Source organism: Saccharothrix sp. BKS2 (genome assembly GCF_047689505.1).
Classification (GTDB): Bacteria; Actinomycetota; Actinomycetes; order Mycobacteriales; family Pseudonocardiaceae; genus Actinosynnema; species Actinosynnema lopnurensis.
The window spans coordinates 115232-141331 of sequence record NZ_JAUQOL010000006.1; the positions used below are offsets into that span (position 1 = coordinate 115232).

The window sequence follows — 26100 nt, forward strand, 5'->3', positions numbered from 1 at the left end:
CAGCATGGTGGGCATGAACGTCCTGGACCGCTTCTCCCCCGCCACCCGGCAGTGGTTCGCCGGGGCCTTCGCCGCGCCCACGGCGGCGCAGGCGGGCGCGTGGGAGGCGGCGGCCGCGGGCGAGCACGCGCTGGTCATCGCGCCCACCGGCTCGGGCAAGACGCTGGCCGCGTTCCTGTGGGCGCTGGACCGGCTGGCCTCCGCCACCCCGCCGGAGGACCCGAAGCGGCGGTGCCGGGTGCTCTACGTCTCCCCGCTCAAGGCCCTGGCGGTGGACGTGGAGCGGAACCTGCGCGCGCCGCTGGCGGGCATCCGGCAGGCCGCGCACCGGCTGTCGCTGCCCGAACCCGGCACCACGGTCGGCATGCGCACCGGCGACACCCCGGCGGACGAGCGGCGGGCGTTCGCGCGCACCCCGCCGGACGTGCTGGTCACCACCCCCGAGTCGCTGTTCCTGGTGCTCACCTCGGCGGCGCGGGAGTCGCTGCGCGGTGTGGAGACCGTGATCGTCGACGAGGTGCACGCGGTGGCCGGCACGAAGCGCGGCGCGCACCTGGCGCTGTCCCTGGAGCGGCTGGACGCGCTGCTGGAGCGGCCCGCCCAGCGGATCGGGCTGTCCGCGACGGTGCGCCCGGTCGAGGAGGTCGGCGCGTTCCTGGCGGGCGGGCGGCCCGTGACGGTCGTGCAGCCCAGGACGGCCAAGACCATCGAGGTGGGGGTCGAGGTCCCGGTCGAGGACATGTCGGTGCTCGGCCAACCGACCGGGGAGGTCTCCGGCTCGGCGGCGGGCGCGGAGCAGCGGGCGTCGATCTGGCCCTCGGTGGAGCGGCGGGTGCTGGAGCTGGTGCGGCAGCACCGGTCGACGATCGTGTTCGCCAACTCGCGGCGGCTGGCCGAGCGGCTGACCGCGCGGCTCAACGAGCTGGCCGAGGAGGAGGCCCAGGGGCTCCCGGACGCGGGCCCGGCGGGCCCTGCCGGCCCCGACCGGTTCCCGGCCGAGGCGCCCGGCCAGTCCGGGACCACCACGCAGCGCACGGCCGCCGTCGCCCGCGCCCACCACGGCTCGATGTCGCGGGAGCAGCGCGTCACCGTGGAGGAGGAGCTCAAGTCCGGGCGGCTGCCGTGCGTGGTGGCCACCTCGTCGCTGGAGCTGGGCATCGACATGGGCGCGGTCGACCTGGTGGTGCAGGTGGAGGCGCCGCCGACGGTCGCGTCCGGGCTCCAGCGGGTCGGCCGCGCCGGGCACCAGGTGGGCGCGGTGTCGCGCGGGGTGATGTTCCCGAAGTTCCGGGGCGACCTGGTGTCGTGCGCGGTGGTCGCGGAGCGGATGCGGGACGGCGCGATCGAGGCCGTGCGGTACCCGCGCAACCCGCTGGACGTGCTGGCGCAGCACGTGGTGGCCATGGTGGCGATGGAGACGTGGACGGTCGAGGCGCTGGCCGGGCTGGTGCGGCGGGCGGCGCCGTTCGCGGCGCTGCCGGAGTCGGCGCTCCAGGCCGTGCTGGACATGCTGGCGGGCCGGTACCCGAGCGAGGAGTTCGGCGAGCTGCGGCCGCGCATCACCTGGGACCGGATCAGCGGCGAGCTGCGCGGCCGGCCGGGCTCGCAGCGGCTGGCGGTGACCTCGGGCGGCACCATCCCCGACCGGGGCATGTTCGCGGTGATGACGCCGGCCTCCGAGGACCGGCCCGGCTCGCGGGTGGGCGAGCTGGACGAGGAGATGGTCTACGAGTCGCGGGTGGGCGACACGTTCCTGCTCGGCACCTCGTCGTGGCGGGTGCAGGACATCACCCACGACCGGGTGATCGTGGTGCCCGCGCCGGGGCAGCCCGCGCGGATGCCGTTCTGGAAGGGCGACGCGCCGGGCCGGCCGCTGGAGCTGGGGCGGGCGCTGGGCAGGTTCCTGCGCGAGGTGTCCACCGCGGACCCGGCCGAGGCCCGCGAGCGCACCGCGGCGGCCGGGCTGGACGAGTGGGCGACCTCGAACCTGCTGGCCTACCTGGACGAGCAGCGCGAGGCGACGCGGCACGTGCCCAACGACCGGGTCGTGCTGGTCGAGCGGTTCCGGGACGAGCTGGGCGACTGGCGGATGGTGGTGCACTCGCCGTTCGGCGCGCAGGTCAACGCGCCGTGGGCGCTGGCGGTCGCGGCGCGGCTGCGGGAGCGGCGCGGGATCGAGGTGCAGGCGGCGCACTCCGACGACGGGATCGTGGTGCGGCTGCCCGACGCCGTGGACGCCGACGGCGCGCCGGTGGTGGTCGGCGCGGAGGACGTGCTGCTCGACCCCGAGGAGGTCGAGCAGGTCGTGGTGACCGAGGTGGGCGGGTCGGCGCTGTTCGCGGCCCGGTTCCGGGAGTGCGCGGCGCGCTCCCTGCTGCTGCCCCGGCGCGACCCGCGGCGGCGGTCGCCGCTGTGGCAGCAGCGGCAGCGGGCGGCGCAGCTGCTGTCGGTGGCGGCGAAGTACGAGAGCTTCCCGGTGGTGCTGGAGGCGATGCGCGAGTGCCTCCAGGACGTCTACGACGTGCCCGGCCTGCGCGAGCTGATGACCGACGTGCGGGCGCGGCGCGTGCGGGTGGTGGAGGTGGAGACGCCGTCGCCGTCGCCGTTCGCGCGGAGCCTGCTGTTCGGGTACGTCGGCATGTTCCTGTACGAGGCGGACGCGCCGCTGGCCGAGCGGCGCGCGGCGGCGCTGTCGCTGGACTCGGCGCTGCTGGCCGAGCTGCTCGGCTCCGAGGCGATCCGCGAGCTGCTCGACCCCGAGGTCGTGGAGGAGGTCGAGCGCACCCTCCAGCGGCTCGCGCCGGACCGGCACGCGCGCGACGTCGAAGGGGCGGCCGACCTGCTGCGGTTCCTGGGCGACCTGTCCGAGGCCGAGGCCGCCGAGCGGGGCGTGCGGCCGGAGTGGCTGACCGAGCTGGTGTCGCAGCGGCGGGCGATCCGGGTGCGCGTCGCGGGCGCGGACCGGGTGATCGGCATCGAGGACGCGGGCCGGGTGCGGGACGCGCTGGGCGTGGCGCTGCCGGTCGGCGTGCCCGAGGTGTTCACCGAGCCGGTGGCCGACCCGCTGGGCGACCTGCTGTCCCGGTACGCGCGCACCCGCGGGCCGTTCCCCGCGGCGCAGGCGGCGGAGCGGTTCGGCCTGGGCGTCGCGGTGGTGACGGGGGTGCTGGAGCGGATGGCGGGCGCGGGTCGGCTGGTGCGCGGCGAGCTGCGGCCGCTGGCGTTGCAGCCGGCGCCGTCGCAACCGGCGCCGTCGCAACCGGCGCCGTCGCAACCGGGTGCGGGCGGCACGCACACCGAGTACTGCGACGCCGAGGTGCTGCGCCGGCTGCGGCGGGCGTCGCTGGCCCGGCTGCGCGCCGAGGTCGAGCCGGTGGAACCAGCGGCCCTGGGCCGCTTCCTGCCCGGCTGGCACGGCATCGGCAGGCGGCTGCGCTCCGCGCCCACCGCGGACGACGTGTACGCGGTGGTCGAGCAGCTGGCCGGCGCGCCGCTGCCCGCGAGCGCGGTGGAGTCGCTGCTGCTGCCCGCGCGGCTGCCCGGCTACAGCCCGGCGCTGCTGGACGAGCTGACCGCGGCCGGCGAGGTGACCTGGACCGGCTGCGGCTCGCTGGCCGGCGGCGACGGCTGGATCGCCCTGGCCCCGACCGACGTGGCCGACCTGCTGCTGCCGGACCTGGTGCCGGAGGCCGCGCCGGACTCGCCGCTGCACCGGGCCGTGGTGGAGTCGCTGGCGGGCGGCGCGCTGTTCTTCCGCCAGGTCGTCGACCGGGTCTCGCTCCAGGGGCCCACGACGGACGGCGAGGTGGTCGGCGCGCTGTGGGACCTGGTGTGGGCGGGTGTGGTCACCAACGACACGCTGGCGCCGCTGCGGGCGCTGGTCGCGGGCGGCGGCACCGCGCACAAGCCGCGCCGGTCCGCGCCGCGCGGCCGCTACGCCCGGATGCGCGCGGGTCGTCCCGAGGCGCCCAGCCGCGGTGGGCCGCCGACGGTCGCGGGCCGCTGGTCCCTGGCCGTCGTGCCCGCGCCCGACGCGACGCGCCGGGCGCACGCGCGGGCCGAGGCGTTCCTGGAGCGGCACGGCGTGCTGACCAGGGGCGCGCTGGACACCGAGCGCGTGACCGGCGGGTTCAGCGGCGTGTACCGGGTGCTGCGGGCGATGGAGGAGTCCGGGCAGGTCGTGCGCGGGTACGTGGTGGAGGGCCTGGGCGCGGCGCAGTTCGCCGCCCGGGGCGCGGTGGACCGGCTGCGCGCCCTGTCCCGGCCGGTGGGGCAGGACCACGCGGGGGCGCCGCAGGCGGTGGTGCTGGCGGCCGCGGACCCGGCCCAGCCGCACGGCGCGGCCCTGGACTGGCCGGAGCCGCTGGGCGAGGGCAGGCACCGGCCGGGTCGCAAGGCCGGCGCGCTGGTGGTGCTGGTGGACGGGGTGGTCGTGCTGTACGTGGAGCGGGGTGGGCGGTCGCTGCTGTCGTTCACCGAGGAGGAGGTCCCGCTGCGGGCCGCCGCGCAGGCGCTGGGTCGGGCGGTGCGCGACGGGTGGCTGGGGCAGCTGGCGGTGCAGCGGGCGGACGGGGAGGTGGCGCTGGGTTCACGGCTCGCGGGCGTGCTCCAGGATGCGGGGTTCCGCGCGACGCCGAAGGGCTTGCGGCTGCGGGCCTGAGCCCCGCCGGGTGGTGGAGGGCCTGTGGTGGCCTGGGCTCCCTCCGGTGCCGGGAGCCGGCGGCGGCTTGGGCTCCGCGCGGTGCTGGAGGCCCGGCAGCAGCGGCTTGGGCTCCGCCCGGTCCGGGAGCCGGCACCGGCCTGCGGCGGCAGTCCTCCCACCGCAGTCCTCCCACCACAGGCGCCGGCCTCCACTGACCTTCCACCACAGGCCGGCTTCCGCACCGCGTGCGGGCGCTCGGCGGAACTCAGCGGAACAGCGCGCTGTAGGCGTTGAGGGCCGGCTGCCCGCCCAGGTGTGCGTAGAGGACGGTGGAGTCGCGCGGGATCTCGCCGTTCGACACCAGTTCCACCAGGCCCGCCAGGGACTTGCCCTCGTAGACCGGGTCGGTGATCATGCCCTCCAGCCGGGCGCCGAGCTTCATCGCCTCGATCGTGGACTCCCCCGGCAGGCCGTAGACGCCCTCGTGGAAGCGGTCGTCCAGCTCCACGTCCGCGTCGGTCACCTCGACCCCGAGGTGCTCGGCGGTCCGCCGCGCGATCCGGAGCACCTGGGCGCGGGTCTCGTCCGGCTTGGCCGAGGCGTCGATGCCGAGCACCCGCCGCCCGCTGCCCGCGAAGCCCGCGACCATCCCGGCCTGCGTGCTGCCGGTCACCGAGCACACCACGACCGTGTCGAACCGGACACCCAGCTCGGCCTCCTGCCGCTCGACCTCGGCCGCCCAGCCCGCGAAACCCAGGCCGCCCAGGGGGTGGTCCGACCCGCCCGCCGGGATGGCGTACGGCTTGCCGCCCGCCGCGCGGACGTCCTCGACGGCCTGCTCCCACGCGGGCTTCACGCCGATGCCGAAGCCCGCCTCCACCAACCGCACCTCGGCGCCCATCAGCCGGCTCAGCAGGATGTTGCCCACCCGGTCGTACACCGCGTCCGGCCAGTCCACCCAGCTCTCCTGCACCAGCACGCAACCCAACCCGGCCCGCGCGGCGGCGGCCGCCACCTGGCGGGTGTGGTTGGACTGCACGCCACCGATGGAGACCAGGGTGTCGCAGCCCTGCGCCACGGCGTCGGCCACCAGGTACTCCAGCTTGCGGGTCTTGTTGCCGCCGTAGGCCAGTCCGGAGTTGCAGTCCTCCCGCTTGGCCCACACCCGGGCGCCGCCGAGGTGCGCGCTCAGGCGCTCCAGCGGGTGCACCGGTGACGGCCCGAACAGCAGCGGGAACCGGGGGAAGTCGGTCAGTGCCACGTCAGTTCTCCTCCAGCAGGTCGGCCAGGGTCGCCCAGTTGCGCTCGACGAGCCGGGCCGCCAGGTCGGCGTCGGCCGCCGCGCAGGCGGCGATGATCTCCTCGTGCATCGCCACCGAGTGGCGTCCCACCGGCGCGGCGAAGCGCAGGCGCTCCAAGCGGCGGACCAGCGGCGTGTAGCGCTCGATCGTGGCGATCACGGCGAAGTTCGCGCTGCGCCGCACCGCCACCGCGTGGAACGCGTCGTCGGCGGCCAGCGCGGCGGGCACGTCCCCGCCGGCCAGCGCCTGCGCGAAGGCCGCGTTCGCCTCGCGCATGGCCTCCAGGTCCGCGGGCACCAGATCCGGCACGGCCAGCCGCGCAGCCAGGGCGTGCACGGTTTGGACGAGGACGTGCGCGTCGCGCACCGCGGCGGTGTCGAGCGGCGTGACGCGGGTGTAGCTGTGCGGCTTGGTCTCGACCAAGCCCTCCTCGGTGAGCCGGGCCAACGCCTCGCGCACCGGGGTGCGCGACAGCCCCAACCGCTCGGCCAGCTCGACGTCCCTGATCGGCTCGCCGGGCGCGAGGTCGCCGCCCAGGATCGCCTCGCGGATCGCGGTCAGCGCCTGGTCGCGGAACAGCGCCCGACTGATATATTGCATATCGGCACTGTAGACGACGAGGTGCCGAAGCCACCAGGGGCGCTCGTGACGGCCACCCCCGTGCGTGCTCGACCGGAACGCGCCGAACGACGCCTCGACGCGGCCGGGGCCGATGAACCGTCAGGGCAACGCAACGCACCATTGCGAAAACCCGGTCGCTCCACCTGTTCCACCGACCGAGACCAATCACCCTGACGGGGAATTCGCGGCACACGGGTGACGAGACACTCGATCGCATGATTCGCCGCCGAGGAACTGTACTTCCCGGGCAGGTCGGAGCACGATCGAACCAGGGGGAAAGCGGTAACCGGCAACGGGGAAACCACTGCCCCCGATCAATTCGAGGGGAATTGAGGGGGAAATGCGCAGAGCAGTGAAGTCCGTGTGCTCATTGCTGGCCACGGTGGGCATCGTGCTGGCCCTGGGGGTCGTCTCGGCGGCACCGGCGAACGCGGCGGTGTCCTGTTCGGGGACGGTGAGCTACAGCGACACCATCTCCGGCGTCGGCGAGTTGACGATCTTCTACAACAGCACCAGCAACGGGACCAACAGCGCCTGCTTCTACCACCGGGGCGCGGCCTACGGGGTGTCCGCGCCGACCTACGTGCGGGCCTACCGCTGCGTCGAGACCAGCGGCGAAGGTCAGCCCTGCACGATTGACACCTCGTCCAGCCCGGACCTGGGCAACTACGCGTACTACGCGGGTCCCCGGGGTGTCACCGGCACGAACAACCGCTGCGTGGCCGCGATCGGCTACATCGACTGGAACGGCAATCGCCACCTGATCAGCAGCGGCAGGCAGGGCTGCTGATCGTGCCGGGCGCCGCCGAGCAAGGGTGACGGTGCGCTCCTGGCGCGCGGCGCCGGGTGTGCCGCCGGCCTCACCGAAACCGGTGCGCCGGTGGCCCCGGTGCGCCGAGTGGAGCGGGCGCACCGGGGCCACCGCCTGGCCTACCTGTCCGAGGCGCCGGTGAGTGGACCGGGCACACCGGGTGGACCGGGCCCACCGGGTTAAGCGGCTGCCCTCTCACGCGGCTGCCCTCTCACGCGGCTGCCCTCTCACGCGGCTGCCCTCTCACGCGGCTGCCCTCTCACCGAGGCGTCACCACGCAGAACTCGTTGCCCTCCGGGTCCGCCAGCACCACCCACGTCACCCCGCGCTGCCCGACGTCCGCCCGCACCGCGCCGCACGCCTCCAACCGCGCCACCTCGGTCGGCAGGTCACCGTCCGCGGGCGGCGCGACGTCCAGGTGCAGCCGGTTCTTGCCCCGCTTCGGCCCGGCCACCCGGACGAACTCCACCGCCGGCCCCGCCTCCTGCCGCAGCGACGCGTACCCGGGGTGCTCACGCGCCACCGGCAACCCGGTCGCCGCCGCCCAGAACACCGCCTGCGCGACCGGGTCCGCCGCGTCCACCACCACCGCCGCCACCGGACCGGTGCGCGCGTACTCGTCGCGCTGCTCCAGCACGCAGAACTCGTTGCCCTCGGGATCCGCCAGCACCACCCACGGCACGTCCCCCTGCCCGATGTCGACCCGCCGCCCGCCCAGCTGCTCCGCGCGGGCCACCAGCGCCGCCTGGTGCTCCGCCGAGGTCGAGGCCAGGTCCAGGTGCAGGCGGTTCTTGCCGGTCCTGGGCTCGTCCACCGACACGAACGTCAGGTCCAGGCCCTCGACGAGCGTGACGCAGACCTCGTCCGCGTGCTCCTCGGCGATCCCCGTCCCCAGCAGGGCCGACCAGAAACGGGCCTGCTCAGCGGGGTCGGCGGCGTCCAAGACCACGTCGTACAACCTGGTTGCCATGGCACGAAGGTAACGTCTGCGCCATGGCGGAGCTGGTCCTTGGTCCTGTGCTGAGACACGTCGACTCCACCTCGGCCACGGTGTGGGTCGAGACGGACGCGGCGTGCGAGGTGACCGTCGCGGGGCACGCGGCACGAACGTTCCAGGTGGGCGAGCAGCACTTCGCCCTGGTGGTCGTCGAGGGGCTGGAGCCCGGCACGACCACGCCCTACGACGTGCGGCTGGACGACGAGCAGGTGTGGCCGCAGCCGGGGTCGGCGTTCCCGCCCTCGCGGATCCGCACCACGCCCGTGCGTCGGCTGGTGTTCGGGTCGTGCCGGGCGGCGAAGGAGGTCGGCGACCCGCTCAAGCCCGACAAGCTCGGCGTGGACGCGCTGGACTCCTACGCGCTGCGGATGAAGGACGAGCCGCCGGAGCAGTGGCCCGACGCGCTGGTGCTGCTGGGCGACCAGGTCTACGCCGACGAGCCGACCAAGCGGATCACCCGGTGGCTGGCGGAACGGCGGCCGGAGCCCAAGGGCGAGGTCGTGTCGTTCCGGGAGTACGCCGAGCTGTACCACGAGTCGTGGGCCGACCCGGAGATCCGCTGGCTGATGTCGGTGGTGCCGACCTCGATGATCTTCGACGACCACGACATCCGCGACGACTGGAACACCTCGCGGACGTGGCGCGAGCAGATGTCGCGCAAGCGGTGGTGGCCCGAGCGCATCCGGGCGGGCCTGGCCTCGTACTGGGTGTACCAGCACCTGGGCAACCTCAGCCCGGCCGACCTGGCGCACGACCCGCTGTACGAGAAGGTCCGGTCGGCGGGCGGCGACGTGCAGCCGCTGCTGGAGGACTTCGCCGAGCAGGCGGACCAGGAGGTCGACGGCGGCAAGTCGACCCGGTGGAGCTACCTGCGCGACTTCGGCCGCATCCGGCTGATGGTGATCGACACGCGCAGCGGCCGCATCCTGTCCGGCCCGGAGCGGCTGATGGTGGGCGAGGGCGAGTTCCGGTGGATCGAGGAGAACTCGGTCGGTGACTTCGACCACCTGCTGATCGGCTCGTCGCTGCCGTGGCTGATGCCGCACGCGCTGAGCCACCTCCAGTCGCTCAACGAGCGGATGGCCGGCCTGCCCGGCTGGCGCGGCCGGGTCGGCGAGAAGGTGCGGCAGGTGGCGGACCTGGAGCACTGGCCCGCGTTCCGGGCGTCGTACGAGCGGTTGGCGCGGCTGGTCGAGCGCGTCATGAAGGACGAGCAGGCGCCGGGGACGGTGTGCGTGCTGTCCGGGGACGTGCACCACAGCTACGCGGCGCGGGCGTCGTTCGCCACGCGGGTGGAGGCCAAGATCTACCAGCTGGTGTGCTCCCCGGTGCACAACGACCCGCCGTGGGTGTTCCGGCCCGCGTTCCGGGCTTCGTGGTCGCGGCCGGTGGCGCGGTTCCTGCGGTGGTGGGCCGACCGGCGGGGCATCTCGCCGGACCCGGTGGCGTGGCGCAAGCTCAGCGGGCCGCACTTCGGCAACTCGGTCGGGGTGCTGGAGTTCGAGGGCCGCGAGGTCCGCTTCCGCCTGGAGACGGCGGGGAAGGACGGGCTGCGCGAGGTCACCTCGATCCCCCTGTGAGGGTGCGGGCTGTAGCGAAACCGCCCGTGCGGCCGACAGCGGGGTGAGCGGCGGTCACGGCCCGAGGAGGACCACTCGTGGAGCAGCACGGCGACGACGACATCCGGGGCGGGGTGCCGTCGCGGCCGTTCGTCAACGACATGAGCGGGCAGGCGAACGTCGTCTTCCAGACCGGGACGATGCACGTCGGCCGGAGAAGCGGCCCGCCCGGCTGGGTGCTGCCCGCAGCCTTGGCCGCCGCGGCCGCCCTGGTCGCGGGCGGCATCGTCGCCTACAAGCTCATGTCCGGGCCGGACCTGCCGCCGTACTCCCTCGGCGTACACCCGCAGACCTCGCGGCTGCCGTTCTACCTGGCGTTCCCGACCGGGAGCGTGGCCGGGCTGCCCGCCCCGGTCGACGACCAGTGCCTGACCCCCTACGAGCACGGCGAACCGGAGGAGCGCGGCGCCCAGGGCGTGGTGTTCACCATCGCGGCGCACGAGCACCCGGTGCGCGTCAACGACGTGGACCTGGAGGTGGAGCGCGTCGAGGGCACGCCGGAGCACGACGCCATCGCCTGCCAGGGCCAGGTGGGCGGCCCGATGTCCACCTCCGTGCTGTTCCTCGACCTCGACCGCCGCGCGAAGAAGTACGTCTACCCCGCGGACGGCGACACCCTGGTCTCGACCGACGGGTTCCCCCGCGACGCCGGGCAGCCCGGCGTGCCGCTGGCGCTGGACGTCCCGGCGAGGACCGTCGAGCGCGTCCACGTCAGGGCCGACTCGCGGAACTGCCACTGCCGGTGGCGGCTCGTACTGCGTCTGGAGGTCGCCGGGCGGGAACTGGACGCCGTGGTCGACGACGGCGGCGAACCGTTCGAACTGCTGCCCGAGGCCGGGCCGTACGCGGCCCACTCCTACGACCCGGCCGCGGGGCGCTGGACCCGGGGCTGAAGGGGTCACGGCGCCGGGACGACCGCCGCCACGGACCGCGCCACCTCCGTGCGCGTGCCGTCGTGCTCGAAGTACAGGCCGAAGTCGGCGTCGACGAGCACCCGGGTGGTGGGCGAGAGCTCCCGCTCCACAGTGAACTCCCCCGGCACCTCGACCCACCGCCCGTCGCGCAGCTCCCACGGTGACGGCCGCGGCGGTTCCTCCTGCCCGCCGAACACGTCACCCGCCCGGTGCCCGCAGGACCGGCTGTGCACCGAGGCCCGCAGCGCCCCCGAGGCCGTCCACCACACGTCGTGCACGACCCGGGGCCCGGCCGGCACGCCCGGCATGGCGAACCCGGACGCCAGCCCGCCGTCCGCGGTGAACAGACTGACCCCATCGAACTCGTTGCAGGCGTCGAGGCGGTACCGCGCGTGCACCGCCCGCCCGCCGGCGCCGGGCACCACGGCCAGAGCCGCGGGCTGGAAGTTCATGCCGTCCGAGATGTCCGCCATCTCCGGGAAGTCGAACTTGATGTTCTCCTCCGACAGGAACAGGTCCGTCACCTCGTCCCCGGGCCCCACCGAGTAGAAGCGGCTGTCGAGGCCGCCCGCCGACCCGGTTGCGTACAGCCGGTCGTCCACGTGCCCCACGAGCACCTGGTAGGGAGTCGACGTGGCGCCGGGGAGGGGGCCGGTCCCGACCCGCCACTCCCCGTCGGACAGCTCGGCGTGGTGCACCTCCCCCGCCTCGGCCCAGGCCACCCGCGCGCCGCCGAGGGGCACCGCGCCGGTGCACCCGCACGGCCGCGACGACGTCTCGTGCGTCGTCGCCTCGATCCAGACCAGGGAGCCGTTGGCCACGGAGAACGCGAACGCGCCGTCGTCGGTCCACCGCACGGGCTGGTCCGGGATGCCGAGCGGCACCGAGGCCACCACCCGCTCCCCCACGGCCAGCGCGAACTGCTCGCCGGACATGAAGGCGTAGGGGCGTTCAGCGCCGATCCCCTGACCCTCGTCCCCTTGGCCCTGGTACCCCCGCCCCGGTCCACCCGGCCCCGGTCCACCCGGGCCCGGCTCCCACCACAGCGCTCCGGCCACCAGCGCCCCCGCCACGAGCACGGCGACCGACCACGAGAGCCGGCTGCGGCTCGGGTTTCCCATGCCCTTTTATCACCGCTCCACGACACCCGTTACGGGTGCGCCCGCCGCCGGGTGGGGTCCGGAGAGCCGGCGGCGGGCGCACGTCTACCTGGTGGCCAGCCGCAGCAGCGCCCACAGCTGGGCGATGGCGTCGTGGTCACCGGTGGTGGGCGGCAGGTCCCGGTCGGGGATGCGGCCCCACAGCCAGCGGTACAGCTGCATGGGGGTGCCGCGCACCTCGGCAGCCGCCGTGGGGCTCTCGTCGGGCAGCAGCAGGTGCGCGGTGGCCGGTTCGGGCCCCGTGGTGGCGATCCAGGTGCGGCCCGGCGTGCGGACGGCCACCGTCCCCGCGCGGGTGCCGCGCACGCCCAGGAGGTCCAGCCGGTGCCCGAGCCAGAGCGTCAGGACCTCGTCGACGCCGTCCTCGGCCACGTCGTCGTCCACCGGGTCGACCGGCAGCCCGGCCGCGGCCTGGACGTCCATCCGGTGCACGGTCGACTCGTGCGCCAGCCGCCGCGCCCAGAAGTTGTGGTTGCGCTCGGCGGGCCACCAGGTCTCGCACGGGTCGTCCGGCTCGCGCACCCGCAGCGCGCGCACGAGGTCCCGCACCCCGCCGCGCACGTACTCCGGCAGCTCCTGCCCCTCCACCGGGTCCTGCTGCCACACCAGGGGTTGGCTGCCCTCCGCCAGCCAGGTCGACACCATCCGGTAAGTGCTGCCCACGTGCCTCGCGGCCTCCCCGAGGTTGAGCCCGGGGCAGGCGGGCACCTGCCGCTCGGGTCGCTGCCCCTCCGCGGCCGCGGCCAGGCGTTCGGCTTCCAGCTCCACAACGTCGATCAGGCGGTCGTAGGCGACCAGTCCCCTGCTCACAGTCCGTCCTCGTACGTGATCTCGTCGAGCGAATGGGTGAACCGCGCCACGGGGCGCGCCGGGTCGTCCACCGCGGGGGGAGTGGTCCGGCCGCCGGAGCCCGCCCACGACGGGGGACGGGTGGGCGGGCGGACCGCCGACGCCGGCGCGGGGGTGAGGGGGGAAGGTCGATGTCACTCTCGCGGCCTCCTCGCGGCGTCTCCAACGGCGACGACCGCCGCGGGGAGACGGCGGCACTTGGCGGTGGGGCGCTTCCCCCGCCCCACCGCCAAGGCATTGCTCGAACAAACGTTCGAGCACCGCAAGCCTATCCTGCGAGCCCGGCAGTCCTCAACCCGACGGCGCGTGGTCTCATGAACGGGTGAGCGCACTCGACCACCCCGGCATCCGCAAGGTGGCCGCCACCCTGGCCGAAGCGGGCCACCACGAGGCGGCGGACGGGATCCGCGTGCTGGCCGACGCCGTCCGCACCGCCGCCGAGGCGGCCGCGGCGATGGGCGTGCCGGTGGGCGCGATCGCCAACAGCCTCGTGTTCCAGGCGGTCCGCGACGGCGTCGCCGCACCGCTGCTCGTGCTCACCTCCGGCGCGCACCGCGCGGACCAGGACCGGTTGGCCGTGCTGGCGGGCGCGGACCGCGTCGAGCGGGCCGCACCGGCGTTCGTGCGCGAGCACACCGGCCAGGTGATCGGCGGCGTCTCGCCGGTCGGGCACCCGGCGCCCGTCCTGACCTTCGTCGACACCGCGCTGGCGGGGTACGAGGTGGTGTGGGCCGCCGCCGGCCACCCGCACGCCCTGTTCCCCACCACCTTCGCGGGCCTGGTCGAGCTGACCGGGGGCACGCCGGCGGAGGTCGCCCGGTGACCGCCGCGCCGGCGAGGCGAGTGGTCGAGCTGTCCGCCCGCGAGCTGAACGCCCGGCTCGGCGAGGCGCTGGCGCTCTACGTCAGCGCGATGGACTACCCGCCCGGCACGGCCGAGCAGCGCGCGCCCATGTGGCTGGCGCACATGCTGCGCGACGGCTGGCGGTGCGTGGTGGCGCTCGGCGAGGAGGACGAGCTGATCGGCATCGGCTACGGCTACCGCGGCGCGGTGGGCCAGTGGTGGCACGAGCAGGTGCGGCACGGGCTGACCATGGTGGCCGGGCCCGGCGCGGTCGAGCAGTGGATGCGCGACTACTTCGAGCTGACCGAGCTGCACGTGCTGCCCGGCGCGCAGGGCCGCGGCATCGGGGAGCAGCTGCTGCGCACCCTGCTGGCGGGTGTGCCGAACTCGCGGGTGCTGCTGTCCACCCCGGAGGGGCCGAGCAAGGCGTGGCGGCTGTACCGGCGGGTGGGGTTCGCGGACGTGCTGCGGCACTACCAGTTCACCGGCGACCCGCGGCCGTTCGCGGTGCTCGGCCGCGCCCTGCCCCTCGGCTGAACCGGACGGGCGCGGGTGGCGCCCCGAGGGGTGCCACCCGCACCGGACGCCTAGAAGGGCGAGACGAAGCCCGACGCCTTCAGGTACCTGCCCGCGTTGAGGCCCTCGATCGGGCGCAGCTTGGAGTACACGACCCGCTCGCCGAAGTTGCCCTCGACCGTGCGGACGTGCGTGGCCCTGCGGCCTGTCCGGTCGTACTTCACCTCGACCACGAGGCCGACGTGCGCGTGCATGTCGGGGTAGTTGCCGTAGACCACGGCGTCACCGGGCTCCACGTCCCGCTCGGCGATGTCCTTCCAGCGGCCGTTGGACCGGCCCCACTTCTGCCAGTACGTCGCCCAGTGCCCCTGGTCGAGCACCGACCCGCCGGGCGCCGGGCGCATCGACGGCCGGTCCGGCACGCCGGCGGTGGTCCAGGCCCAGTTGACGAACACGCCGCACCACTCGGCCGGGCGCAGCACGCCCTGGCCGACCTGCTGGTACTTCTCCGGGTAGTAGTTGCCCCGGCCCTCGCGCTGGCCGACCTCGCGCAGCGCGTGGTCCACGATGTCCTGCCGGACCCGCCACTGCTCCCGGTCCGAGACCGCGCCCGGCTGCGCGTACGCCGGGGACGCGCCGAACAGCAGCGCGCCGGCCAGTACGACGCCGAGCGCCGACCGCACGGGACGTCTGCTCATCCCTCCCCCTCTCCTCCGCCCGCACATCCAACACCGGATCGGGTGACCTCGACGTGAGGTCGGTCCCACTGCCCACCCGTCCGGGTCAGAGCTCCGCGAGCCGCTCCCGAAGAGTGTCCAGCCCCATGGCCCCCATCTCCAAGGCGCGGGAGTGAAAGGTCTTGAGGTCGAAGGTGCCGGCGTGGCGCTCCCTGGCCTCGTCGCGGGCGGCGAGCCAGAGCCGCTCCCCCAGCTTGTACGACGGGGCCTGGCCGGGCCAGCCCAGGTAGCGGTCGATCTCGTCGCGCACGTGCGCCGCGTCGGTGATGGTGCGGGTCAGCATGAACTCCAGGCCCAGGTCCGGGGTCCAGCGCTCGCCCTCGTGGAAGCCGGTGCCGCGCGGGATCTCCAGCTCCAGGTGCATCCCGATGTCGACGATCACGCGCGCGGCCCGGAACAGGTGCGCGTCGAGCATCCCCAGCAGGTCGCCGTCGTCCTCCAGGTAGCCCAGCTCGCGCATCAGCCGCTCCGCGTACAGCGCCCAGCCCTCGCCGTGGCCCGACACCCAGCACATCAGGCGCTGGAACTCGTTGAGCCGCTCGGACTGGTGGACCGCCGTGGCGACCTGGAGGTGGTGGCCCGGGACGCCCTCGTGGTAGACGGTGGAGACCTCGCGCCAGGTGGAGAACTCCTGCTTGTCGTCCGGCACGGACCACCACATGCGGCCCGGCCGGGAGAAGTCCGGGGTGGGGCCGGTGTAGTAGGCGCCGACGCCGCCGCCGGGGGGCGCGATGCGGCACTCCAGCCTCATCAGCTCGTCGGGCAGCTCGAAGTGCACGTCGCGCATCTCTTCGAGGGCCCGGTCCGACAGCTGCTGCATCCACGTCCGGAGCCCGTCCTTGCCCCGCACCAGGTAGCGCGGGTCGGCGTCGAGCGCGGCGGCGGCCTCGGCGAGCGTGGCGCCGGCCTTGATCCGGTTCGCGACCTGCTTCATCTCGGTCTCGACGCGGGTGAACTCCGCCCAGCCCCACTCGTACGCCTCGGCCAGGTCGAGGCGGGAGCCGGTGAAGTAGCGCGACTGGAGGCGGTAGACGTCCTCGCCGACCGCGTCCTTGGTCGGGGCCTTCGGCGCGAGGTCGGCGCGCAGGAACTCGGCGAAGTCGCCGTACGCCTGGGCGGCGGCCTTGGCGCCCGTCTCCAGGTCGGTGCGCAGCGCGCCGCCCGCGCCCGCGCCGGCGATCATCTTCGCGAAGAACGACGCGTCCCCGGAGCGGCCCGCCCAGGTGTCGCACTGCGCGGCGACCTTGGTGACCTGCCGCAGCGCCGCCACGTGGCCGGAGTCGGCGGCGTGGGCGAGACCGGCGCGCAGGTCGGCCAGCGCGTCGGGCACCGCGGCCAGCCGGCGGGCGATCACGGCCCAGTCGTCGGCGGTCCCGGTCGGCATCATGTCGAACACCTCGCGCATCGACTGCACGGGGCTGGCGATGACGTTGAGGTTGCTCTCGGTCAGACCCGCCTCGTGCAGCTCGACCTCCAGGCCGATCCGCTCCAGGAACACCGCCTTCGCGTCGGCCTCGGACTTGTCCGCGGGCTCGGCGGCGGCGACCGCGGCGAGCGCCTTCTTCGAGAGCTCGTGGCGGGCGGCGTGTCCCTCCGGCGAGAAGTCGGTGAGCCGGTCGTCGTGGCCGGGCTTGCCGATGAAGGTCGCGGTCAACGGGTCCGCCGCCGCGTAGTCGGCGACGAACTGGTTGCTGATGCCGTGCACGCCGGCCGGGGAGGTTGCCATGCGCCGCACGTTACCTGCGGGTCAGGTCACCCCGACAGGTATTTAGCGAAGCGTACGATCGTGTCCCGGCGGTCAACTTTTGACGAATGCCGGCAGGATGGCCGGGTGCCAAGGGCCTCCGCGCTCCTCCTGCCCGTGCTCCTCCTCGCGGCCTTCGCGCTGACGGGGTGCGTCCGGCTGCACGCCGCGATGGCGGTGTCGCAGGACGACCGCGTGTCCGGCGAGATCACCGCCGCGACCCCGCCCAGCCGGGACAACGACCCCGGCCCGCAGCTGAAGGTGCCGGAGGAGCTGGCCACCCGGGTCACCACCAAGCCCTACCAGGTGGACGACTACGTGGGGACGCAGCTGTTCTTCAGCGGGCTCACCTTCGACGAGGTCAGGGTGCTGGCCACGGCCACCAGCGCGTCGTCCAGCCGGTACCAGCTGACCTTCCGGCGCTCGGGCGACCTGGTGACGCTGTCCGGCTCGGTCGACCTGACCCAGGTGCCGCCGGAGCGCGCGGACGTCCAGGTGAAAATCGCTTTTCCGGGTGAGATCATCGACACGAACGGGCGGGAGGAGGACGGGGCCACGATCTCCTGGGCGCCGAAACCGGGCCAGGCGTCGATGCTCACCGCGACCGTCCGGTACGCCGGGGCCAACTCGGTGTCCTACTTCGGGTGGACCATGCTGGTGGCCGGGCTGACCGGCGGGGCGGCGCTGATCGTGCTGGTCCTGGCCCTGGTCTCGCACCGGCGGAGCCTCGTCGCCTGATCGGCTGTCACACCCGGCCCGGCAGCACCGTCCTGGTGGCATGAGGATGAACTTCGCCGCCGTGGCGCCCGAGGCGTACCGGCTGATGATCGAGCTGAACTCCTACGTCACCCGGCACGTCGACCACACCCTGCTGGAGCTGGTGAAGCTGCGGGCGTCGGTGCTCAACGGGTGCGCGTTCTGCGTGGACATGCACACCTCCGACGCGGTGCGGGCGGGCGAGAACCCGCAGCGGCTGTTCGCGGTGTCGGTGTGGCGGGAGTCGGGGTTCTTCAGCGAGACCGAGCGGGTGGCCCTGGAGCTGACCGACGCGGTGACCCGGCTCGGCGAGCACGGCGTGCCGGCGGAGCTGTGGGAGCGGGCGGCCGGGACCTTCACCGAGAAGGAGCTGGCCGACCTGCTGGCGCTGATCATCGGCATCAACGGCCTCAACCGGCTGGCCGTGGCGCTGGAGTCGGCCACGGAGCGCGAGCTCAGGCCCTGAGAAGAGCCCGGCCCGTGGCCGGCTAGCGGTTCCCGCGTCCGGCGGGAACCGCTAGCCGGCCACCCGGTCCGGCACCAGGCCCAGCCTGCCCACCACCTCGCGCGTCGCCCTGGACCGGTTGAACGTGTAGAAGTGCAGCGCGGGCACGCCCTCGGCCAGCAGCCGCGCCCCCATCTCGGTGACCAGGTCCACGCCCGCCGCGCGGAACGCCGCCGGGTCGCCCGCCAGCGGCTCCAGCCGGCGCGCCACCGCGGGCGGCACCGGGGCGCCGGACAGCTCCACCGACTTGGCCAGCGTCCGGGGCGTGGTCAGCGGCATCAGGCCGGGCAGCAGCACCGTCTCGCAGCCGGCCGCCGCGACCCGGTCGCGCAGCCGCAGGAAGTCCTCGACGTCCAGGAACAGCTGGGCGATCGCGAAGTCCGCGCCCGCCCGCAGCTTGCGCACCAGGTACTCGGTGTCCTCGTCGAGGTCCCGCGAGCGCGGGTGGCCGTAGGGGAACGCCGCGACGCCCACGCAGAAGTCGCCCAGCTCGCGGCACAGCCGGACCAGCTCCTCGGCGTAGGCCAGGCCCTCGGGGTGGCGCACCCACTCGCCGTGGGGGTCGCCGGGCGGGTCGCCCCGGACCGCGAGGATGTTGCGCACCCCGACGGCCGCGTACCAGCCGATCACGTTGCGCAGCTCGGCCACCGAGTGGTCGACCGCGGTCAGGTGCGCCATCGGCACCAGCGTCGTCTCCTGCACCACGCGGCCGGTGGTGCGGATGGTCCGGTCGCGCGTGGAACCGCCCGCTCCGTAGGTGATGGACACGAACGCCGGGTCGAGGGCCTCCAGCTCGCGGATCGCCCGCCACAGCACCGCCTCGTCCGCCGGGTCGCGCGGCGGGAAGAACTCGACGGAGAACACGGGGTTCCCCCCGCTGAGGCGTTCGATGACGGACGTCATGCCGACCAGCGTAGAGGCACGCTCGCAGCGTGGGACATCCCTTCCACCTGCTGGACCACCCCCCGGTTGGGCGGCCGGGCGGCGCAGAGGTGACGATAGAGCCGTGCCGCCCCACCCGTTGGACCTCGAACTGCCCAAGCACGTCGACGCCGCCCTGGCGGGCTACCTCGCCGACCGCCGGTCCCTGGGTCAGCGCATGGAGGAGAACTTCACCGAGGCGGTGGACGCGCTGGCGGACTTCGTCCTCGGCGGCGGCAAGCGGATCCGGCCCACCTTCGCCTGGTGGGGCTGGCGCGCGGCGGGCGGCGCCCCCGACGGCGAGCTCGCGGGCGCCGTGCTCACCGCGGTCAGCTCGCTGGAGCTGATCCAGGCGTGCGCCCTGGTGCACGACGACCTGATGGACGCCTCCGAGACCCGCCGCGGGATGCCGACCGTCCACGTCCGGTTCGCCGGTCGCCACCGCGAGGAGGGCTGGCTGGGCGCGCCCGAGCGGTTCGGCCTGGCGGCGGCCGTGCTGATCGGCGACGTGGCGCTGGCCTGGGCGGACGACATGCTGTTCGCGGCCGGGCTGCCCACCGACGCGCTCCAGCGGCTGAGCCTGCCGTGGCGGGACATGCGCACCGAGATGCTGGCCGGTCAGTACCTGGACGTGCTGACCCAGGCGCGCGGCGACGCCTCCCCGGACGCGGCGCTGCGCATCGACCGGCTCAAGACCGCCGCCTACACCGTGGAGCGGCCGCTGCACATGGGCGCGGCCATCGGCGGCGGCTCGCCGGAGCTGGTGGCCGGGCTGCGCTCGTTCGGCGCCGACATCGGGGTGGCGTTCCAGCTGCGCGACGACCTGCTGGGCGTGTTCGGCGACCCGGCGGTGACCGGCAAGCCCGCGGGCGACGACCTGCGCGAGGGCAAGCGGACGCTGCTGGTCGCGCTGGGGATGCAGCGCGGCGCGGACGTGCTGCACGACGCGCTGGGCCGCCCCGACCTGGACGCGGGCACGGTGGCCGCGGCGCGGGCGCAGCTGGAGGAGGTGGGCGCGGTGGCCGCCGTCGAGGAGCGGATCGCCGGGCTGACCGCCTCGGCGCTGCGGGCCCTCGACCGCGCCCCGGTGGCCGAACCGGCGGCGGAGCGGCTGGCCGAGCTGGCGGTCAGCGCCACGAAGCGGGCCTACTGACCATGTGGGGCTCTGCCGGGCGAGGGGTCTCGGGCCGCACCGACCACGTCGTCGTGGTCGGCGCCGGGCTGTCCGGGCTGTCCGCGTCGCTGCACCTGCTCGGCGCGGGCAGGCGGGTCACCGTGGTCGAGCGGGACGACGTGCCCGGCGGCCGGGCCGGGCGGCTGGACCTGGGCGGCTACCGGTTCGACACCGGCCCGACCGTGCTGACCATGCCGGAGCTGGTGGACGAGGCGCTGAACGCGGTCGGCGAGTCGCTGGCCGACCGGCTGGACCTGCTGCCCGTCGAACCCGCCTACCGGGCCCGGTTCGCCGACGGCGACACCCTGGACGTGCACGCCGACGCCGAGGCGATGGAGGCCGAGGTGCGCCGGTTCGCCGGTCCCCGCGAGGCCGCCGGGTACCGGGCGCTGCGCCGCTGGCTGACCGAGCTGTACCGGGTGGAGCGGGACGAGTTCATCGGCGCGAACTTCGACTCGCCGCTGGACCTGCTCACGCCGCGGCTGGCGCGGCTGACCGCGCTGCGCGGGTTCGCCCGGCTCGAACCGTCGGTGGCGCGGTTCATCTCCGACGAGCGGCTGCGCCGGGTGTTCACCTTCCAGTCCCTGTACGCCGGGGTGCCGCCGCGCCGCGCCCTGGCCGCGTACGCGGTGATCGCCTACATGGACACGGTCGCGGGCGTGCACCACCCGCGCGGCGGGATGCGGGCGCTGCCGGACGCGCTGGCCGCCGCCGCCCAGGACGCCGGGGCCGAGTTCCGCTACGGGACCCGGGTGGCGTGGCTGGAGCGGATCGGCGGCCGGGTCACCGCCGTGCGCACCGCCCACGGCGAGCGCATCCCGTGCGACGCGGTGGTGCTCACCCCGGACCTGCCGACCTCCTACCGCCTGCTGGGCCACCACCCGCGCCGCCCGCTGCCGATGACCTGGTCGCCGTCGGCGGTGGTGCTGCACGCGGGGGTCACGCGCACCTGGCCGGAACTGGCGCACCACACCCTGTTCTTCGGCGCCGCGTGGGAGCGGACCTTCACCGAGCTGACCCGCCGCGGCACCCTGATGAGCGACCCGTCGCTGCTTGTCACCGCCCCGCCGGAGCAGGGCATGTTCGTGCTGGCGCCCGCGCCGAACCTGCGGCGGTCGGCGATCGACTGGGAACGCGTCGGCCCCGCCTACCGCGACGAGCTGGTGCGCACGCTGGAGGCGCGCGGCCTGACCGGGTTCGGGGACTCGATCAAGGTGGAGCGCCTGGTCACGCCGCGCGACTGGGCCGCCATGGGGCTGGCCGCGGGCACCCCGTTCTCCGCCGCGCACACGGTCGCGCAGACCGGCCCGTTCCGGCCGCGCAACCTGGTGCTGGACAACGCGGTGCTGGCGGGCTGCGGCACCACGCCGGGCGTGGGCGTGCCGCCGGTGCTGATCTCCGGCCGGCTGGCCGCCCAGCGGATCACCGGCGCGGCCACCCGGCGACGGGCGGTCGTGCGCACGTGACGGCCCCCGCCGCCGTCCGCCACCCGCTCCCGCGACCCGGCCCCGGCAGCACGACGTCCGGGCAGCCCGTGCGGGCTGCCCGGACGCGGGGCCGGTCGTTCTCGGGTGGTGTGGTGTCAGAAACCCATCGACTGCGCGCGCCGCTTGATCTCGCGGCCCCGGTCGCCGCGCAGCGCCTCGATCGGCGTGCCCGGCAGGGTGTCGTCCTCGGTGAACAGCCACCGCAGGATCTCGTCGGTGGAGAAGCCGGAATCGCGCAGCACCGTGATGGTGCCGGGCAGTCCCTTGACCACGCCTCCGGCGGCGAGGAACTGGGAGGGGACGACGAGCACACCGTCGCGGCGCTCGGCGAGCAGTTGACCGTCGCGCAGCAGCTGGTGGACTCGGGTGATGGGCAGGCCGAGGCGCTCGGCGACCTCCGGCAGGTTCAGGACCTCCAGGTCGGGAGCCAGCACGTCGGCAGCGGCAGGAATCGCACTCACGTGCGTCACGATGCCACAACGACGAGAACGATGCCCTGCGCCAACCGGGTGGTGGCCGGACACCGTCGGGTTACCTGCTCGACACCCCCTGTTCCGTGCGACTTTGACGCGGAACCCACACGCGCGCGTGGGACCATCCGGCGCACGGGATTCGGTCGGCACCACCCACCGTACGATCCACGGCTGTGGAAAGGTCGGCGACGAACGTGATCGGCGGGCTGCTCGAACAACGCTACCGGGTAGGCGCCCTGGTGGCGCGGGGCGGCATGTCCGCCGTCTACCGGGGCGTGGACACGCGCCTGGAGCGGGACGTGGCCATCAAGGTCATGGACCCCAGGTTCTCCGCGGACCCGCAGTTCGTCGCGCGGTTCGAGCGCGAGGCGCGCGCCGCGGCGAAGCTGCACCACCCCGGCGTGGTGCAGGTGCACGACCAGGGCGTGGACGAGGACCGCGTGTTCCTGGTCATGGAGCTGGTCGAGGGCGGCACGCTGCGCGACCTGATGGTCGACCGCGGCCGGCTCGACGTGCCGCTGGCCCTGACCGTGCTGGAGAAGGTGCTCGCGCCGCTGGCCGCGGCCCACCGGGCGGACCTGGTGCACCGGGACGTGAAGCCGGAGAACGTGCTGATCGGGCGCGGCGGCGCGGTCAAGGTCGCCGACTTCGGCCTGGTCCGGGCGATGTCCGCGGCGGGCGTCACCAGCGACTCGGTGATCCTGGGCACGGTCGCCTACCTGTCACCCGAGCAGGTGACCACGGGCAACACGGACGCGCGCAGCGACGTGTACTCCGCCGGCGTGCTGCTGTACGAGATGCTGACCGGCGCGCCGCCCTACGTGGGCGACAACGCGATCTCGGTCGCCTACCGGCACGTGAACGACGAGGTGCCGCCGGTGCCGGACGTGCCGGCCGAGGTGGCGGAGCTGGTGCGCCGGGCCACCCGCAAGGAGCCGTTCCTGCGGCCCGCCGACGCCGACTCGTTCCTGTCCGAGGTGGAGGCGGTCCGGGCCAGGCTCGGCCTGATGAGCGCGGACGTGCCCACCCCCGTCGCCGCGCCGGTCCGGCAGCCGACCGGCACGCCGCCGGGCGGGACACCGCTGCCGGGGTCTCCGCTGCCGGGGTCTCCGCTGCCGGGTGCGCCCCTGAGCGGAGTGCCCCTGCCCGGAACCCCGCTGCCCGGGACTCCCCTGAGCGGAGTGCCGCTGGGCGGAGTGCCGCCGGCCGGGATGCCCCCGGGCGGGTTGCCGCTGGGCGGCGTGCCTCCGGGCGGGTTGCCCCTCGGCGTGCCGGCCCTCGGCGTGCCGCCGCTGGGCGAACCGGCCACCCAGCACCTCGCCGTCGGGGACCCGCTGACCCAGCGCGTCGTCCTCGGCGACCCGGCCACCCGCCAGGTGCCCGCGCCGAGCGCGGCCGAGCAGACCGTGCGCGTCGCCCCCGTGGGGGTGGGCGTCGCCGCGCCCACCGCGTTCGCCGAACCGACCGTGCCGGTGCACCGCCCGCACCCGCTCGCGGCCCCCGCCGCGGGCCCGCAGGGCACCCGGGCGATCCCCCGCGCCGCCCTCGTGCCGCCGGCCGAGGCCCCGCTCACCGCACCCCGCCCCCGCCCCCGGCGCCCACCGCGCAAGAAGAAGACGCCCGAGCAGCTCCAGCAGGAGCTGCGGGCGCGCGGCAAGCGGCAGTTCGTCACCTGGCTCAGCGTCGTGGTCGTGGCGGCGGTGCTGATCGGCATCACCACCTGGTGGTTCTCCATCGGCCGGGTCACCAGGGTGCCCGAGCTGATCGGCAAGGACGAGGCCACCGCCGTCGCGCTGATCGAGGGTGCCTCGCTCAAGCACACGCCGGCCATCGAGAAGAGCGACACGGTCCCGGCGGGCCAGGTGATCAGCGTCGACCCGCCGGCCGGCACCGAGGCCAACCGCGGCGACCTGGTGCGGATCGTGGTGTCCGGCGGCAAGCCGGTGGTGCCCCAGGTCCAGCCGGGCGTGGACGTCGCCGCGGCGGAGCGCGAGATCGCCTCGGTGGGGCTGAAGTCGCAGGTCAACCCCGCTCGGGACCAGTTCAGCGACCGCGTGCCCAAGGGCAAGGTGCTCACCCTGGACCCCGCGCCCGGCACGCCCGTGCCCATCGGCTCGACGGTGACGGTCGTGCTGAGCAAGGGCGTGGAGCCCAAGCCGGTGCCCAGCGTGACCGGCAAGTCGAAGGACGAGGCGTTCGCCGAGCTGACCGCGGCCGGGTTCGAGCCGGTCGAGGGGCCGGAGGAGTTCTCCGAGTCCGTGGACAAGGGCAAGGTGGTGCGCACCGACCCGGCGGCGGGCTCGAACGTCTCCTCCGCCGACCGGCGCGTGACCGTGTTCACGTCCAACGCGGTGACCGTGCCGCAGGTCGAGGGCAAGCGGGTCGACGAGGCCAAGCGCGAGCTGGAGGGCGCCGGGCTGAGGGTGGACGTGCAGTTCAACGAGCGGGGCCGGGCGCGGGTGGTCAACCAGTCCGTGCGCGCCGGGCAGCGCGTGCCCAAGGACACCCAGGTCGTGCTGATCGCGCTCTGACCGGCCCACCAGCGGGAACGGCCCCCGACCTCGTCGCGAGGTCGGGGGCCGTTCCACTTCGTGGTCGCGCTCAGCCGCGGAGCATCTCCGCGACGAGGAAGGCCAGCTCCAGCGACTGCTGGGTGTTCAGGCGCGGGTCGCAGGCGGTCTCGTAGCGGCCGGCCAGGTCGGTGTCCGAGATCTCCTGGGCGCCGCCCAGGCACTCGGTGACGTCCTCGCCGGTCAGCTCGATGTGGATGCCGCCCGGGTGCGTGCCGAGCCGGCGGTGCACCTCGAAGAAGCCCTGCACCTCGTCCACGATCCGGTCGAAGTGCCGGGTCTTGTAGCCGGTGGACGACTCGTGCGTGTTGCCGTGCATCGGGTCGCACTGCCAGATGACCTGGTGGCCGGAGGCGGTGACCTTCTCCACGATCGGCGGCAGCACGTCGCGGACCTTGCCGTTGCCCATGCGGCTGATCAGGGTCAGCCGGCCGGGCTGGTTGTGCGGGTCCAGGCGCTCGACGTACTCGACCGCCATCTCCGGCGTGGTCGACGGGCCGATCTTCAGGCCGATCGGGTTGGACAGCAGCTCGGCGAACGCGATGTGCGCGCCGTCCAGCTGGCGGGTCCGGTCGCCGATCCACAGGAAGTGCGAGGACAGGTCGTACAGCTTCGGCTGGTCGCTGTTGGTGTCCAGGCGCAGCAGGGCCCGCTCGTAGTCCAGCAGCAGGGCCTCGTGCGAGGCGAAGATCTCCGTGGTGTGCAGCGAGACGTCGTTCACCCCGCACGCCGACATGAACCGCAGGCCGCGGTCGATCTCGCCGGCCAGCGCCTCGTACCGCTCGCCGGCGGGCGAGGTGCGCACGAAGTCCTTGTTCCAGTCGTGCAGGCGGTGCAGGTCGGCCATGCCGGCCGAGGTCATCGCGCGCAGCAGGTTCATCGCCGCGCCCGCGTTGGCGTAGGCGCGGATCAGCCGGGAGGCGTCCGGCACGCGCGCCTCGGGCGTCGGCACCAGGGAGTTGACGATGTCGCCCCGGTAGGACGGCAGGCCGAGCGCGTCGATGCCCGACGAGCGCGGCTTCGCGTACTGCCCGGCGATGCGGCCGATCTTGACCACCGGCAGGCTCGCGCCGTAGGTGAGCACGACGGCCATCTGGAGCAGGGTCCGGATGTTGGCGCGGATGTGCGGCTCCGTGTTGTCCGCGAACGTCTCCGCGCAGTCACCGCCCTGGAGCAGGAACGCCTCGCCCCGGGCCACCTCGGCCAGGTGCTCGCGCAGGCGGTCGACCTCGGCGGGCACGGTGATGGGTGGCACGCTCTCCAGCACCGCGCGCACGCGGCGCACCTGCTCGGCGTCGGGCCACTCCGGTTGCTGGGCGGCGGGGCGGGCGAGCGCGTCGTCCAGCCGTGCGCGCATCTCGGGTGGGAGGGGCGGAAGCTCGGGAAGCGTGTCCACGGGCACGTCCACGGTCCAGTTCACACGTTAAAGATAGCCGTCCACACTCCAGGACGGACTCGGG

General features: G+C 74.5%; 21 protein-coding genes. 11 read left to right on the forward strand and 10 right to left on the reverse strand.

Features of this window, described 5'->3' with window-relative positions; translation table 11 throughout:
- Positions 1-13: 13 nt before the first annotated feature.
- A complete protein-coding gene (locus tag Q5530_RS14080) occupies positions 14-4660 on the forward strand; it encodes an ATP-dependent helicase (protein ID WP_415362628.1) in 4647 nt (1548 codons plus the stop codon).
- Positions 4661-4907: 247 nt separating this feature from the next.
- Here Q5530_RS14080 and Q5530_RS14085 read toward each other — a convergent pair whose 3' ends face one another.
- Both Q5530_RS14085 and Q5530_RS14090 read right to left on the reverse strand, forming a co-directional pair.
- Positions 4908-5903 carry a 1-aminocyclopropane-1-carboxylate deaminase gene (locus Q5530_RS14085; protein WP_415362629.1) on the reverse strand — a complete coding sequence of 332 codons (996 nt, stop codon included), beginning with the start codon at positions 5901-5903 and terminating at the stop codon, positions 4908-4910.
- Between the two features lies 1 nt (position 5904).
- Entirely contained in the window at positions 5905-6543 is a 639-nt protein-coding gene (locus Q5530_RS14090; protein ID WP_415362630.1) for a GntR family transcriptional regulator, read from the reverse strand.
- Positions 6544-6904: 361 nt separating this feature from the next.
- Between Q5530_RS14090 and Q5530_RS14095 the strand changes: the two genes are divergently transcribed.
- Entirely contained in the window at positions 6905-7354 is a 450-nt protein-coding gene (locus tag Q5530_RS14095) for a hypothetical protein (protein ID WP_415362631.1), read from the forward strand.
- Positions 7355-7634: 280 nt separating this feature from the next.
- On the opposite strand, the gene Q5530_RS14100 is transcribed toward Q5530_RS14095, so the two are convergent.
- Positions 7635-8345: a VOC family protein gene (locus Q5530_RS14100; RefSeq protein WP_415362632.1), complete on the reverse strand. Its 711-nt coding sequence runs from the start codon at positions 8343-8345 to the stop codon at positions 7635-7637.
- A gap of 23 nt (positions 8346-8368) precedes the next feature.
- Here Q5530_RS14100 and Q5530_RS14105 point away from each other — a divergent pair, with 23 nt between their 5' ends.
- Both Q5530_RS14105 and Q5530_RS14110 read left to right on the forward strand, forming a co-directional pair.
- Positions 8369-9952, forward strand: coding sequence for an alkaline phosphatase D family protein (locus Q5530_RS14105; protein WP_415362633.1), 1584 nt, complete (start codon positions 8369-8371; stop codon positions 9950-9952).
- Between the two features lie 77 nt (positions 9953-10029).
- On the forward strand, positions 10030-10884 hold the full coding sequence (locus Q5530_RS14110) for a hypothetical protein (RefSeq protein ID WP_415362634.1): 855 nt from the start codon (positions 10030-10032) through the stop codon (positions 10882-10884).
- A gap of 5 nt (positions 10885-10889) precedes the next feature.
- Here Q5530_RS14110 and Q5530_RS14115 read toward each other — a convergent pair whose 3' ends face one another.
- Entirely contained in the window at positions 10890-12026 is a 1137-nt protein-coding gene (locus Q5530_RS14115; RefSeq protein ID WP_415362635.1) for a hypothetical protein, read from the reverse strand.
- Between the two features lie 84 nt (positions 12027-12110).
- Positions 12111-12875 (reverse strand): maleylpyruvate isomerase family mycothiol-dependent enzyme, encoded by a 765-nt coding sequence (locus Q5530_RS14120; protein ID WP_415362636.1) that lies wholly within the window; start codon positions 12873-12875, stop codon positions 12111-12113.
- Between the two features lie 361 nt (positions 12876-13236).
- On the opposite strand from Q5530_RS14120, the gene Q5530_RS14125 reads away from it, so the two are divergent.
- Both Q5530_RS14125 and Q5530_RS14130 read left to right on the forward strand, forming a co-directional pair.
- Positions 13237-13737 carry a YbaK/EbsC family protein gene (locus Q5530_RS14125; RefSeq protein ID WP_415362637.1) on the forward strand — a complete coding sequence of 167 codons (501 nt, stop codon included), beginning with the start codon at positions 13237-13239 and terminating at the stop codon, positions 13735-13737.
- A complete protein-coding gene (locus tag Q5530_RS14130) occupies positions 13734-14294 on the forward strand; it encodes a GNAT family N-acetyltransferase (RefSeq protein ID WP_380636288.1) in 561 nt (186 codons plus the stop codon). Before Q5530_RS14125 ends, Q5530_RS14130 begins: the two co-directional genes overlap by 4 nt.
- Positions 14295-14344: 50 nt before the next feature.
- Here Q5530_RS14130 and Q5530_RS14135 read toward each other — a convergent pair whose 3' ends face one another.
- Both Q5530_RS14135 and Q5530_RS14140 read right to left on the reverse strand, forming a co-directional pair.
- Positions 14345-14971, reverse strand: a complete 627-nt coding sequence (locus Q5530_RS14135; RefSeq protein WP_380636286.1) for a CHAP domain-containing protein — start codon at positions 14969-14971, stop codon at positions 14345-14347.
- Positions 14972-15056: 85 nt separating this feature from the next.
- On the reverse strand, positions 15057-16736 hold the full coding sequence (locus Q5530_RS14140; protein WP_415362638.1) for a DUF885 domain-containing protein: 1680 nt from the start codon (positions 16734-16736) through the stop codon (positions 15057-15059).
- A gap of 105 nt (positions 16737-16841) precedes the next feature.
- On the opposite strand from Q5530_RS14140, the gene Q5530_RS14145 reads away from it, so the two are divergent.
- Both Q5530_RS14145 and Q5530_RS14150 read left to right on the forward strand, forming a co-directional pair.
- Positions 16842-17492 carry an LppM family (lipo)protein gene (locus Q5530_RS14145; RefSeq protein WP_415362639.1) on the forward strand — a complete coding sequence of 217 codons (651 nt, stop codon included), beginning with the start codon at positions 16842-16844 and terminating at the stop codon, positions 17490-17492.
- A gap of 40 nt (positions 17493-17532) precedes the next feature.
- Positions 17533-17976, forward strand: a complete 444-nt coding sequence (locus Q5530_RS14150; protein ID WP_415362640.1) for a carboxymuconolactone decarboxylase family protein — start codon at positions 17533-17535, stop codon at positions 17974-17976.
- Between the two features lie 51 nt (positions 17977-18027).
- On the opposite strand, the gene Q5530_RS14155 is transcribed toward Q5530_RS14150, so the two are convergent.
- Positions 18028-18918: a methylenetetrahydrofolate reductase gene (locus Q5530_RS14155; protein WP_380636278.1), complete on the reverse strand. Its 891-nt coding sequence runs from the start codon at positions 18916-18918 to the stop codon at positions 18028-18030.
- 103 nt (positions 18919-19021) lie between these two features.
- On the opposite strand from Q5530_RS14155, the gene Q5530_RS14160 reads away from it, so the two are divergent.
- Positions 19022-20089 carry a polyprenyl synthetase family protein gene (locus Q5530_RS14160; RefSeq protein ID WP_415362641.1) on the forward strand — a complete coding sequence of 356 codons (1068 nt, stop codon included), beginning with the start codon at positions 19022-19024 and terminating at the stop codon, positions 20087-20089.
- 2 nt (positions 20090-20091) lie between these two features.
- A complete protein-coding gene (gene crtI, locus Q5530_RS14165; protein ID WP_415362642.1) occupies positions 20092-21576 on the forward strand; it encodes a phytoene desaturase family protein in 1485 nt (494 codons plus the stop codon).
- 116 nt (positions 21577-21692) lie between these two features.
- Here the strand turns inward: crtI and Q5530_RS14170 are convergent, their stop codons facing one another.
- Positions 21693-22058, reverse strand: coding sequence for an Rv2175c family DNA-binding protein (locus Q5530_RS14170; RefSeq protein WP_380636271.1), 366 nt, complete (start codon positions 22056-22058; stop codon positions 21693-21695).
- 185 nt (positions 22059-22243) lie between these two features.
- On the opposite strand from Q5530_RS14170, the gene Q5530_RS14175 reads away from it, so the two are divergent.
- Positions 22244-24601, forward strand: coding sequence for a PASTA domain-containing protein (locus Q5530_RS14175; protein ID WP_415362643.1), 2358 nt, complete (start codon positions 22244-22246; stop codon positions 24599-24601).
- A gap of 70 nt (positions 24602-24671) precedes the next feature.
- Here the strand turns inward: Q5530_RS14175 and Q5530_RS14180 are convergent, their stop codons facing one another.
- The gene (locus tag Q5530_RS14180) at positions 24672-26060 is read right to left on the reverse strand and encodes a class II 3-deoxy-7-phosphoheptulonate synthase (protein ID WP_380636266.1); all 1389 of its coding nucleotides are present in this window, start codon (positions 26058-26060) and stop codon (positions 24672-24674) included.
- Between the last annotated feature and the right edge of the window lie 40 nt (positions 26061-26100).